Source organism: Paenibacillus sp. FSL M7-1414 (genome assembly GCF_038003195.1).
Taxonomy (GTDB): Bacteria; Bacillota; Bacilli; order Paenibacillales; family Paenibacillaceae; genus Paenibacillus; species Paenibacillus amylolyticus.
The window spans coordinates 5,877,429-5,890,560 of sequence record NZ_JBBOOS010000001.1; the positions used below are offsets into that span (position 1 = coordinate 5,877,429).

9 protein-coding genes are annotated in these 13,132 nt (G+C 46.8%); all 9 read right to left on the reverse strand.

Annotated features, from left to right (window positions below; all coding sequences use genetic code 11):
• A complete protein-coding gene (locus MHH92_RS25825; RefSeq protein ID WP_253503292.1) occupies positions 1 to 1,128 on the reverse strand; it encodes a transglutaminase domain-containing protein in 1,128 nt (375 codons plus the stop codon).
• A gap of 392 nt (positions 1,129 to 1,520) precedes the next feature.
• Positions 1,521 to 3,914, reverse strand: coding sequence for an S-layer homology domain-containing protein (locus tag MHH92_RS25830; protein ID WP_339185709.1), 2,394 nt, complete (start codon positions 3,912 to 3,914; stop codon positions 1,521 to 1,523).
• A 227-nt stretch (positions 3,915 to 4,141) separates the two neighbouring features.
• Complete coding sequence (locus tag MHH92_RS25835; protein WP_051447016.1) at positions 4,142 to 5,068, reverse strand: alpha/beta hydrolase; 927 nt, start codon at positions 5,066 to 5,068, stop codon at positions 4,142 to 4,144.
• 168 nt (positions 5,069 to 5,236) lie between these two features.
• On the reverse strand, positions 5,237 to 5,863 hold the full coding sequence (locus MHH92_RS25840) for a bifunctional 4-hydroxy-2-oxoglutarate aldolase/2-dehydro-3-deoxy-phosphogluconate aldolase (RefSeq protein ID WP_036606947.1): 627 nt from the start codon (positions 5,861 to 5,863) through the stop codon (positions 5,237 to 5,239).
• A gap of 151 nt (positions 5,864 to 6,014) precedes the next feature.
• On the reverse strand, positions 6,015 to 7,166 hold the full coding sequence (locus tag MHH92_RS25845; protein WP_036606945.1) for an MFS transporter: 1,152 nt from the start codon (positions 7,164 to 7,166) through the stop codon (positions 6,015 to 6,017).
• Positions 7,167 to 7,283: 117 nt separating this feature from the next.
• Positions 7,284 to 7,682, reverse strand: coding sequence for an RrF2 family transcriptional regulator (locus MHH92_RS25850; RefSeq protein WP_339191472.1), 399 nt, complete (start codon positions 7,680 to 7,682; stop codon positions 7,284 to 7,286).
• Between the two features lie 183 nt (positions 7,683 to 7,865).
• Positions 7,866 to 8,936, reverse strand: a complete 1,071-nt coding sequence (locus MHH92_RS30650) for a glycosyltransferase (RefSeq protein WP_445253310.1) — start codon at positions 8,934 to 8,936, stop codon at positions 7,866 to 7,868.
• Between the two features lie 1,082 nt (positions 8,937 to 10,018).
• Positions 10,019 to 10,735 (reverse strand): glycosyltransferase family 2 protein, encoded by a 717-nt coding sequence (locus tag MHH92_RS25860; protein WP_339185706.1) that lies wholly within the window; start codon positions 10,733 to 10,735, stop codon positions 10,019 to 10,021.
• A gap of 222 nt (positions 10,736 to 10,957) precedes the next feature.
• Positions 10,958 to 12,451 (reverse strand): xylulokinase, encoded by a 1,494-nt coding sequence (gene xylB / locus MHH92_RS25865; RefSeq protein ID WP_339185704.1) that lies wholly within the window; start codon positions 12,449 to 12,451, stop codon positions 10,958 to 10,960.
• Positions 12,452 to 13,132: the final 681 nt, after the last annotated feature.

Consider the following 13,132-nt stretch of genomic DNA (forward strand, 5'->3'; position numbering starts at 1 on the left):
TTATAGTGTCCAGTTAATTTTGACGCGCAGATCCGTAGTACCTTCCATTTTGGATACATAATAAGATATCGATTTCATGCCAAGTTGGTACAAATCCTGCAAATCTTCAATCAGTCCAGCCTCCGTACCCTTGTACCTGAATGTCAGCGAGGTTCCGCCTTCCTTCAGCTTACTCTGAACTTTGGTCTTCAGCGCAGCATGGCCTTTAACAGCATCCTGTTCATCATACAGGGAATAGTCCAGAGCATGGTACAGCTTCTGATAAGCGGCTTTTTTGCTATCTCCGGCCTTCACCAGCTTTAATAAAGCTTCTCGATATGGGGCAGGCGCAGCGGGGTACTTGCTTTTGCCTGTCCAGATATGGTCACGTGCCATCTCATCATCACTCAGCAAATAGTAGCTGTGGCTAACCTTACCTTTGCGGTCAGGGGTAGGATCATCCCAGGTGGTGTCCATGTGATACCACTTGCCGTCCAGGTTCACGATATTCCAGGCATGAAGCTGCCCGCCCGCTGTACCTTCCACAATCCGGTTATCGATACCTACTCGCTCCAGCATCCGATATGCCAACAGTGAATATCCCTGACAGACGGTACTGCCTGTAACAAGCCCGTCGTAGGCCGTATATTTCTTCAACGAAGTATCGTAGGAAAGGTTAAGCACAATCCAGTCGTGGATGACCTTGACCTTCTCATGATCCGTCATGCTTGGTTTGATGATTTCTTTCAACACGTTTGTGACTTTACGATTCACATAATCGGTCTGCTCCTTGGTCTCCCGATAGGAGAGAGTCACATGCACCTCGGCCGACACATTGGAGCCTTTATAATTAAATGCATAACTTTTAACGGTATATTGGATATAGGGGTCACTCTTCATTGCCTCATCGATGGAGGTTTGTAATTGTTTTTTGAGGCCTTTCACATTGCCTTTGTATGTAAAAACAAGTTCCTCCGTTCGCTGTGACATTGCGGTAAGCAAGGTCTGGCGCAAATCTGTTGCCGTGGATATATCTGATGTTCCTGATGCAGCATACAGTTGATCCAGATCAACCGTACGTGGTAACGCTACAGCAATCAGACAGCCTGCCAGCAGTATGGTGATAATTCGTTTCCCGTTCTTACCCATGAAAGGAACCCACCCTTCTTTGCAAAGTTCTCACGCCCTATTGTATCACAAAAGGCTCTGTCGTCATTCTTCTATACCATTTCAACTAAAGAATATTTACAAGAACACTCCGATGTCAGAACAACTTTCCGATCGCTGTTATCCCCAGATTTTTTTGATCCTTTATTCAAAAGGAAAAATCCGGTGATAAAGGCGCACGCTTCGCTTCCTCAAGTTATTTCTGACCTCTCCGTTATCGTGTAAATGTTAGTTGAAATGATTTAATTTTTGTAAAAATTAAATCAAAAGAGACCTTCTATGGAAGGTCCCTTTGATCTTTAGTTCATTGAATCACGATTACCCGTTATCTTCATCCTATGTTTCGTTTGGTCACGATATGAGTGATTCCTCGTCTAATACAGGCGATTACCACTCATAAACGTATCTGTTTTACCTTGAAGCTTCGCCAGCCGTTCCAATACCTGTGACGCTTCAGCTACCGTCACTTTACGTGCAGGCATGAATCGTCCTTCAATTGAAGGAAGCAATCCCAGCTTCAAACTCAGGGAGACCGCTCCCTTACTCGTAATGGCACTGGCATCCGCAATGTTGGGAAGATCCGATGGCAACGTATAGAATCCGGCCAGCTTCTCATAGCGTAAAATACGTACAAGCAGCACTGCCAATTCTTCACGTGTCATCTCTTCCTGCGGATTCAAATTCTGTTCAGGGTCCGCTCCGGCAAGCCAGCGCTGATCAATTAATGCCCGAACTGCCTTATAATACGGGCTGTCAGGTGTCACATCAGCGTATAACTTGTCATCTCCGTCCCCACTGTAGTACAGATCCATATTTGGATTAATCGCTCTTGCCAGATAGTTAAACCAATCTCCTCGGGTGATCACACGATCCGGGAATACGCGTCCCTGTTCATCAGCAAGCAATACGCCATGCTGTGTCATATTGCGTAGAGCTGCTTCGGCCACATGACCCAAGATATCCGTAAGTTCAGCCTTGGTTGCAGAGCTTGTGTCCCCGTATAAAAGCTTCCACTCCCCTGTGTTCGCATCCAGCGCTTCATAGTTGCCATAGATCGAATTCTCATCACGTGTAGGCATATAAGCAAGGTTCACCCCCGCTGGGATGACTTGACCACCGTTCATACCATATCCGCCATAACGGGAATATGCGAGGATCAGCTTGAATTCCTCCAGATAGAGTGCCTTGGCCTCTTCATAACTGATGGCTGGCTTAACATCTGTTGGCAGTTGTTCAGGCGTTGCCGCAATACGTGTATAGAACTCGTTAATCGTCCCGTTGTTTAACACCTGTACTTGTGCCGTATCTTCCTTAACCGGAATTCCGTTCAGATAACGCTGGAACAAAAATGTGCGAGCATCATCCACCTCAATCACGTTAGCCAGTCGGAACTGCTCCGTTGCGTCTGGAACTAGCGCAATCACCGTGTCCATCGCCAGTTTCTCAGCCTGCTTCCGGGTTACCAATTTGCCTGCCTTCTCCTCAGCCGGCTTCTCCTGTTCCATCTCCGGTCCCATTCGTTGCATCATCGTATAACTGTAGATCTGCCCGGTAACTGCATCTACCTGTGCTGAGATATCCCGCATGAACATATAGGACATATTGGCACTTCGATCGCTCCAGCTCAGACTCCACACCTGATTGTTCGGACTTGAGTAATATCCCTTGCCCAGCTGGTTATGCTCCAGCTTATAACCCTTGGGAATATCAAAGTTCGTTGCGACCCGATTGGCGGCCTGCTGTACATTTAACCTCGTACCATTGGCCGGGACAAAAGGCGTTACATCACCTTTCAACTTCGTATCCTGCTGCAAAGAATCTTCATCTACAGCTTTACCTGTTAATGTATTAATCCGTTCCAACGTATTGGCTTCAATCGGAATGATACTGATATTTTTTGGTGTATATGCAAGGTAATACTGCTGACCCTGTTTGGAAGATAGACGATCTTTGGCGATATAAGCCAGCTCCACATCGAACTGTTCTTCAAACTGCTGTCTGGCCTTCTCTTCTGAAGCTGCCGGTTTCGATGAGGGATACTTGGCTTCAATAGTACCTCGGGAGTAACCTGTCACCAAACCACTTTCATCCACATTAATGTAGACTGTCTCTGCGTCAGATAACAATCCATCATGTTTTAACTGGTACCCGTATCGATACTCTGTTCTGCCAAACAATGACTCTTGTTCGATGGAAGAATACAGATCTCCAATCGGAGCATATTCACTTTCCTTAAGACCTGGAATCGCTTGGTACAACAGTGCCACGGCCTTTTCTTCAGCTTGAGCTTTGGTTAACTTCACATCTGATTCCGAGACATGTTTATCCAGGATATCCGACGGCAAATGTACACTTAACACTTCCCCTGTGCCTGCATGTACAGTTCCACTGAATCCTGACGTATGATTGCCTTGTGTAATCTGGAACCCGATCTCCCACGCCTTGTATTCTGGCGGTGGATAGGAATTAGGTGAATCGAATCGTGCAGATGAGATCGTTGCTTTTTTTAATAATGGAAATAATTTCAGTATATTTTCACTGGCTTGCCTGGATGAGATTTTCGCTCCCTCAGGCACGTCATTGCTCGTTGCGTCTAGTTGTTCATTTTCCCCCGTTGTCGCTGCGGTCAACTGCTCTGCTTGCGCGGCTGATGCACTGCCTGCAAAACCTGGTGTTTGCGAAGCAAGCAGCAGTGTTGCCATCGCTGCGGTTGTTGCCTTGGTTGCGAACATTTTCAATCGTAAATTAAACTTCCAATTCAAACTCAAATCTGGACCTCTCCCTTCAATTTCATACAAAGAAGCATAACAAATAACCTCGCATGAATATTGCCAGTCTATTCTATGATACCATAAGCTTCCTTTTTAATCGTCGTTTTCCGGGCAATTTTACAAATGTGAATTTCTGCATATTGCTAGTAACAGCAAAAAAAACGCCAACCACGTTGGCGTTTTCTCTGTTAGCCTGCACTCTTATGTAGGCTGAATCTACCTTGTCAACTACTCGCTTTAGACGAATCGTTCAACTTCGCCTGACCTTGGACATGGGTTTTCAAAAAGGGAATAACGGTGTCCCAGAAGGTGGGATCTTCCTCAGAACAACTGTGTCCTCCGCTGTTGACCCATAGATGTTCAACAGGCGGATCGGCTTTGGACATAAAATATTCAAGCTCACTCGGGGGAATGAAATTATCTCCCTTGGAGTGCACCATAAGCATCGGCAGTTGCATCCCCCTGCGCCGTTCATTCAGCATCATCACCGGATCACGCTGACGATAAGATTTCAGAGATTCACCCAGTCGCCAGAACCAGATTCTCGGAATTAACTGGGCCAGTGGAAACAAGGGCAGACGTCGGCGTCTCAGCTCTGAACTGACGATTACTTCAAATTGCGATGGCATCGAGTCCGTAATCACTGCTGATACAGGAATTCCCTCCGTCACTGCAAGAATCGTACCCAGTCCACCCAAAGAATGTCCAAGCACTCCGATGGCATCCGCATCAATCTCTGGTCGTGCAGTCGTATACTGCAATGCCGCGAGCAGATCATCCCGGAACAGGTAGGCAGATGCAGCACGAACCGGATCACTGGCCCCATGACTACGCACATCATACATAAATAAGGCATATCCAGCTTCCCAGATCGGACGTGCGTAACGAAGAACACGGGAGCGATTGGAGCCCCAGCCATGTGCAATAATAACGAGCGGCCATGGTTTCGGAATGTCGGCTCTGGCGGGGATGAACCAGCCATGCACCCGACCTCCCCCACTGTCAAAGGTCACATCCTCAAATGGCATTGGGGGTGTGAGTGTGATTGGAATCTTCTTGGGTGTCTGGCTCTTTACCGCTGCCTTCCATAAACCACCTGCCGTTACTGCGGCCACGGCGAGCATGCCGCCTATCATTGTTTTAGCTTTCACAGGGCATCTCTCCTCTCCGAATTCTGGCATACATCCATCATAAAACAATAGAATGAACGGCACGTTAAGCGACATGGGTTTTTATGATAAAGATTGATCCAACAATTAATCTAAAGGCACCTTCATATATATACCCAAATATACATATCCCTCATCTAACGCTGGTGCCTAGGCTTCGGCTGCTTCCACAAATCTCCGTGCACATGCTGCAATCTGCTCATGATCTCCTGCCACAAGAGCTTCTCGTGGTAAAAGTGCACTTCCCAGACCCACTGCAGCAGCGCCTGCTGCGTAATAATCAGCAATATTCTCCAGTGTGGCACCACCTGTTGCCAGCAGTGGAATATGATTCAGTGGAGCTTTGATCTCCCGCAGATACGGTATACCCAGACTCGCCATCGGAAACAACTTCACAACTCGAGCTCCCGCTTCGTGGGCAGCGACAATCTCCGTAGGTGTCATGGCTCCAGGCCAGATCTCGACACCATGTTCTACAGCATATTCAATGACAGACAGATCGACATTGGGAGATACCAGAAATTGTGCTCCTGCAGCGACGGCTTCCTTCGCCATCTGCACATTCAGTACCGTACCCGCTCCAACATAAGCCTTTCCTTCATGCCGCTCACGCCAGTCTGCAATAATAGCATGTGCTCCAGGTGTGTTCAGTGTGACTTCCATTAGTCGGATGCCGCCACCTGTCATACCTTGTCCAGCTGTTACTGCCGCTTCGCGGCTTATACCGCGCACAATCGCAACTAGCCTTGACTCCAATAGTACTTCCGTCAAATTCATATCCAGTTCCCCTTGCTTCATCAATTCGGCAGCCGAAGACAGGCAATCATGGTCACCGCTTTTCCGTTATTCATTATTGTAAGGCATATCCTCTCCTGGATGAAATCATTTGATCCAATATTCACTTCTTGCTTTTAAAAAGACATTGAATTCAACTTGGTTTTGTAGTCAACCTGAAGGAAACAAGGGCAATCGCCAACGCCAACAGCAGGACCATACCACCAATCCACCCCAAATTTTGAACGGAATTGTATTTCACAACTACACCTCCCAATCCGGCACCGAAAGTCATACCTATGTTCATTACTGCCGTATTGTAACTCAGGACTGTTTCAGAAGACTGTGGTCTCAATGTTATCAAATAGAACTGATTCGCGGGCGTTGTTATCCAGGCAGCTGTGCCCCAAATCATGATGGTCAGAAGAATACCTATTGTGGAACCTGCTGTGATTGGCAAAATAAAGAGGGCACCAGCATGAATAATCAAACTGATTGGAATCGTGCGAACAGGTCCCCATCGATCTACCGCATAGCCACCAAGACGGGAACCTATGAATGCAAATACACCCAATACAAGTAACGCCGTACTAATCATTTCTATTGAAAAATCGGCTACAGAACTTAAAAGTGGAGCGATATAAGCAAATACCATGGTGTAACCCAGAATCCAGAAAACAGTCGTTAATAATCCGGTGATAACCTTTTTATCTTTGATAATCAATAATTGTTGCTTCAGGGAGAGAGACGGGTTACCCTCCATTCGAGGAATAAATCTGTACAACAGCATGAAATTAATAAATGCGATAATTGCAATCATGATATAAACGTAGTGCCAATCCATGTAGGCAGCAATGAAGGTACCAATCGGCACTCCTAATACCAATGAAACGGTGAATCCTGTGATGACAGTTGCAATGGCACTACCCTGTTTGCCAGAAGGAGCTAGTCTTGCAGCATAGTTCGTGGCTAGGACAAAATATAGACCACCACTCATGGCCAATACGATGCGTGAGAACATAAGCATGCCAAAGTTCAAACTGAAGAATGCAATGATATTTCCCAAGATAAAAATAAGCATGGAATACAGAAGTACTTTTTTACGTTGTAACTTGGAAGTCAGCATGACCAGAGCCCAGGCACCCAATGCATGAGATAGTGCATATACGGTGACCAATTGTCCCGCTAATGAGATCGAAACCTGTAAATCGCGGGCAATGATATCTAAAACGCCAGATACGACAAATTCGGCTGTTCCCACAACAAAGGCTCCTAAAGCCAATAAATAGATAATAAATGAATTCATTTCAGTCTCCTTTATTCAAAAGAATAGTGTGTGAAATCTTCTGGATATATTCGTTTGTCGAAATTTATAATAGATATAAAAGACAAATTATATCTATTATAAATACAAAAAAAATACTTAATACATCATTGATATTTTACCGGCAATTGAAGATAATTTTCGATTTTTAAGCACTTCTTCCATCTGTCCTTCGGCAGTGATCATGGTTTCTTGAATTAAGCATCCCTGTTTATGATGACAGCAATCAAACAGAGAGGTTGTACCCTCAATGGCCTGTATGATGTCCAAAAACGTAAGATCCTCCCACTTCTCCTGAAGTGTATACCCGCCATGGGCACCAGATGAAGAATGAATCATCCCCTCTTTCGTCAATTTGGTTAAAATCTTGGACAGATATGTGGGTGAAACATTCTGCCACTTTGAAAGTTGCTGCACACCCACAGGTTTATCTGAATTGGATGCCGCAAGAAAAAGCATCGTGTGCAGGGCGTAATTGGTAGCTTTGGAATACTTCATCATCTCATTCCTCCCTAATAAAAGACTTAATATATCTACAATAACTCCTTTAATACAATTACGTCAATAACCCCCTCTCATAAAAGTGGCACATTGCGTCCACTCTTTCATCAGAGGAGGCTCTTGTTACAAACAACTGTTCCAGCAATATCTATACCTACAGTTCCAATCTATATGCATGCTTTAGGCATTTTCCAATACGTTATCCTTCTCCAAATCTTTAAAGTATCGATCGTTATATAACATGCTTGGATGTGTTGGATGATAGGCGAGTGCGATATCATTATGTTCCCGGGCCTTGGCACGGTTACCCATCCGGTCATAACACACACATAGTTGCAGATGCGGCATCCAGGTCCAAGCTGCTTCATTCAGCACTACCATAGGGTCATCAGGACGTACAGCACGAGTCGCCTGTTCGTACCAGAACAGGGCCTTGCGATAATCTTCACGGTCGGCAAAATAACCACCCAATCGACAGCAAATCTCGGCTCTTGGCAAATCATAGGCAAATGATCGGAACAACGCCGTGACTTCCTGTTCCGGATGTTCAAGTGCAGCTTCACAATCCGCAATTTTCTGGCAAGCAGCGATCTGATCTTCCACCCAGCCCAGTCCGGTATCCAGAAACTTCTCATAGTACTTCACCGCATCCTCATGCTGTCCATGGTCCTTCAGTTCATTACCGAAATAGTACAAGTCACGCGGCCCAAATTCCTCTCCGGCCTGTTCCCTTTTACGATAGATCCGCAGATTCCGATCGGTATACTCCTTATCTTTCTTGTGGGTAACCGCTATATCACTATGCAGCAGATTGCCCGCTACAGCCAGATATTCATGCACCGCGCCAATCCAGCGAAATTGACGATCCCGACGCACCAGACGATTCCGGCGCAGGCTGTAGGCTACCTTGCCATCTGCTGTGAATGACAGATTGTAATCCATCGTCACACTATCAACATCCGGGTCCAGCGAACGTTTCAAGGCGATCAGTTTCGCCCGATCTTCCGGTTCGAACACATCGTCTGCATCCAGCCACAGAATATATTCACTCTTTGCCTGATCGAAGGCAAAGTTTCGTGCTGCTGCAAAGTCATCCACCCATTCAAAATCAACGATACGATCCGTATATCTGGAAGCGATCTGACGAGTACGATCCGTTGATCCGGTATCCACGATTACAATCTCATCGGCAATACCGTTGACCGAGTCCAGACATCTGGCGAGGGAAGCTTCTTCATTTTTCACAATCATACACAGGGTAATACTGATCGTCTCCTCACCTCTTCTCGCCCTGCGATTAAAGGCGGAAACCCCTGGCAGTTCGGACAATCGATAGATGTGGTACGCAGGGAAATGAGTATCAACGAACAAACGAAAACCCAGTGCCTGAGCACGGATGCAGAAATGACGATCTTCGCCCCAGAAGGATACATTGGGAATCTGGTCATATGAGACTCCTGCTGCCAGAACATTTTTGCGAATAAGGGTACATGCCCCTAGCCCTCCAACTTCATAACAACCCGGGATCCGTAGCTGATTTAGAAAAGCAGTCGTTTGCGTGCCCTCGTCTTCCGTCTCGGTTCCGTCTACTGTTTTGCCACCGCGGCGAAATAAAGCATACTCATCTTGCAGCCATACCTGCGGCATTTCCCTGGCATCCGGCTGCCAGCGGGTCCAAAAGATATTGGATACAATGTCTTTGCCACTCGATACAAGTTGCTCCAGCGTCCGCGGATGCAGCACCAAGTCAGAATCAATCAGGAAAACCGCATCGTAGTGATTGTCGCGTGCATATTGCAATATGCGATTTTTCAAACCGGCTACACGCCAAATCTGTTCATCCTGCCAATAATGTCCTCCCTCATCCTTGCTGTACACCCCTTTGTTGTCAGGACTACCGCTACCATGTTCATCTGCTTGAATAACCGTCCCTTCATGCTGAAGCACAAATTCATGCAATATATTCGATGCGGATTCTTCCACGTTATCGTCTACAAACAGATAGTCCGTCTTCACTGTTGTTCGTTCCAGTGCATGCAGAGAATCCAGAAATTCACGGAGAACCGGCGTTGTCTGGCGAATCGGGCTGGCGATCAGTATTCTTTCCTGGCCAGGCGCTTCAAGCGTTTCCGATTGGCGGGTTTCCAGCGATTTATCAGAACGTCTGGCCGGTCGATGATTACTCTGGCTCTCTTTCTGATTCTCATTTGCGCTCTCATGTTGCTTCTCATTCTGATTCTCTTTCTCTTGGGAATTCGGCTCTACTTGAGGTTTGAATTCTTCTTGCGATTTACGTAACGGTTCTTTCTTCAACGTGCTCACTCCCCCTCTCCTTATTCGAACCATGCCAACAGTCGTGGCTCTTGATCCAATATCGATTCGTACTGTTCCTTCCAACCGTATCTTGCTTCAGGGTCCAGTGTTTGATAGCGTTCATATTTGCGGATGCGGTCTTCTTCCCGCGCCCAACCATAGTGCTTCACCCGGGGAGCATGACATCCATAGGACCAATGCTGGATCGTTAACGGAAAACGACCACAATGCTGGGGTGTCTCCTTCCATTCATAGTTCATCCCCGGGTGATAACGAATCAGAAATGGCCGATAATAGGCATGCGCCTGCCAGAACTCATCTTCCCGGTAATGCGTCTCACTCCACATATCAAACAATCTGAAATAGATCGCATCTTCATTGCCACTGAGCAGCAGATCACGTACCACCCCAAAGTCACTGGTTAGGATCTCATCCGCATCCAGATTCAAAATCCACTCCGGATTGGTCGCCACCGTCTCTTCCCATTGTTGTTTTCTCAGACTTACCTCGTCTGCAAAACGTGAAGCAGTGTTCTCCACTAATACGAGTGGAATACCGTCCAGAAGTTCCCTGCACAGCGCGACCGTTCCATCCGTGCTTCCGTCATCAATGATTACTGCGCGATCAATCCAGGGACGATGTCTCTCCAGTGCCTGCCTGAGATAGCGATTCTCTTCATTACGAACGATCATCGACAAGGTAATATGTGGTCTTCCATGTTCCTCATTTCCATCCAAAGCTTCACCCCCATGCTCAAGCTTCTACCTATTAAAATGTCAGACACACGATGCCTGGACGAATCACAATCCTCTATTTCCAATCTATGCAGAGCCGGAATGCGGATATGCAGGCCAAGTAAACCTTTCATGGGGTTAATCTTGATGAACGACAAAAAAAGCACCCGCGTTCGCGGATGCTTTTAAATGTAATCACAAGATTAATGTAGTGAAATAAATGAATTAACGGTATTCAGCCAAACGATCATTGAGACTACGTGTCTGTCCATAGACTTCCTGGTACAATGCGAACAGTCCATCATAGACGGCAACCGTTTCCGGGTTTGGCTCATAGGACTTCGCTGGACGAATAAACGCTGTTGCACATTCTTGCAAAGACGGGAACCAGCCACAGCCATAGGCAGCCAGCATCGCTGCACCCATCGCAGGACCCTGTTCGCTCTCCAGCTTCACAATCGTGGCGTTAAAAACATCAGCCTGCATTTGCAACCAAGCTTCGTTCTTGGCACCGCCACCAATGGAGATAACTTCATTGACTGTTTTGCCTGCACCACGCAGAATATCAATGGACTCGCGTAGCGAGAAGGTAATACCCTCCATCACCGCACGTCCAAAGTGCTCCAGCTTGTGCCCTGCATCCATACCGATGAAACTGCCACGGATATTCGCATCCGGATGAGGTGTACGCTCCCCAACGATATATGGTGTGAACAACAATCCGTTGCTGCCCGCCGGAATCTGATCGATGCCCTGCAAGAGCACATCAAACGATTTATCCGCTGCAAACGTATCCTTGAACCAGGACAAGCTATATCCTGCGGCAAGCGTTACACCCATAATATAGAAGGCATCTTTCTCCCCGTGATTAAAAAAGTGCACTTTGCCTTCGAAGTCGAGATCTTTACGCTCTTCGTAGGAAAGCACAACCCCGGACGTTCCGATGCTGCACATCGTCTGTCCTTCACTCAGAATGCCTGCGCCAATGGCACCACACGCATTATCCGCACCACCTGCAAATACTTTTGTCGCAGCCGCCAGACCCGTTTGATCCGCAATCTCAGGCAGCAACGTGCCCACTTCCTCAAACGATTCCACAAGACGTGGACAAAGAGAGATTGGCAGCTGGAAAGCTTCTGCAATCTCGTCGCTCCACTGTTTGCCTGCAACGTCCAGCAGCAAAGTTCCCGCTGCATCAGAATAATCCATAGCGTAATCCCCGGTCAGGCGATAACGCACATAGTCTTTAGGCAACAGGAACAAGGATGCTTGCTGTAACAATTCAGGCTCGTTCTCCTGAACCCACAGAATTTTTGGCAAAGTAAAGCCTTCCAGTGCACGGTTCCGGGCAATACTTAACAGCTTGCCATCCAGCACTTTTTCGATGCGACGGCACTGAGCCGTTGTGCGTGTATCGTTCCACAGGATTGCGTTACGCAGCGGTTTACCTTCTGCATCCACCAAGACCAGTCCATGCATCTGGCCCGAGAAGCTCAATCCTTCGATTTCCGAAGGCTGCACGCCAGACACTTCAAGCAATTTACGCAAGGAAACAATCGTCTGCTCTACCCAATCTTCGGGATTTTGTTCACTGTATCCAGCCTTAGGCTGGTACAACGGGTATGCCTCGGATGCTTCAAATGCCACTTTTCCTTCACGATTAACCAACACGGTTTTGACCGCACTGGTTCCAAGATCGACACCAATTACGTAACTCATAGGTTAACTCCTCTCGTTTATCACAGGTTATATCCACGAAAGATCCAAGTACGCATGAAAGTCACTCCGTGATCAGAAAACCCTTGGATCGCCGTTACCCCCAGATTTCCTTTATACCCTTTAGCAAGGGTGAAATCCGGGGATAAATGCGACCGCTTTGCTTCCTCGGGTCCTTTCTGCTCACTCCGTTTTGCATGCATGATACTGGACACACATGGATATGAAACGTGTAAAACATACTCGTTCTTATAACAGAAAGATTGATCCAATGACCTTGATTCGTCATTGGTTATAAATGAAACCTAGATGCTCATGTGGTCACTTCGTGATCAGAAAACCCTCGAATCGCCGTTAACCCCAGATTTCCTTTATACCCTTTAGCAAGGGTGAAATCCGGGGATAAGCCTATGCTTCCGAAGCCAGCTTTCTTTCAGAAAGCTCTTAGCGAACGCTCCACTTCCTCGGGTCCTTTCTGCTCACTCCGTTTTGCATGCACCATCTTAGACAACCATTTATATCAAAACAGTAAAAACCGCGTTATTTGTTTAACCAAAAAACCGCCCCCGTCTTCCCAAGGGAAAGTCGGGGACGGTCCGAATGTCATGCTTGTTCAGGCGTTCCATGGTACAAGCTAATCTTGTGCATAGGCAAGCTTGGATACTAATGTCCAACACATATGAG

Coding starts and splice junctions, on each gene's coding strand:
- MHH92_RS25845 (WP_036606945.1), bottom strand. CDS start 7,166: ATGAATTCATTTATTATCTATTTATTGGCTTTAGGAGCCTTTGTTGTG.
- MHH92_RS25825 (WP_253503292.1), bottom strand. CDS start 1,128: ATGGGTAAGAACGGGAAACGAATTATCACCATACTGCTGGCAGGCTGT.
- MHH92_RS25850 (WP_339191472.1), bottom strand. CDS start 7,682: ATGAAGTATTCCAAAGCTACCAATTACGCCCTGCACACGATGCTTTTT.
- MHH92_RS30650 (WP_445253310.1), bottom strand. CDS start 8,936: ATGATTGTGAAAAATGAAGAAGCTTCCCTCGCCAGATGTCTGGACTCG.
- xylB (WP_339185704.1), bottom strand. CDS start 12,451: ATGAGTTACGTAATTGGTGTCGATCTTGGAACCAGTGCGGTCAAAACC.
- MHH92_RS25840 (WP_036606947.1), bottom strand. CDS start 5,863: ATGAATTTGACGGAAGTACTATTGGAGTCAAGGCTAGTTGCGATTGTG.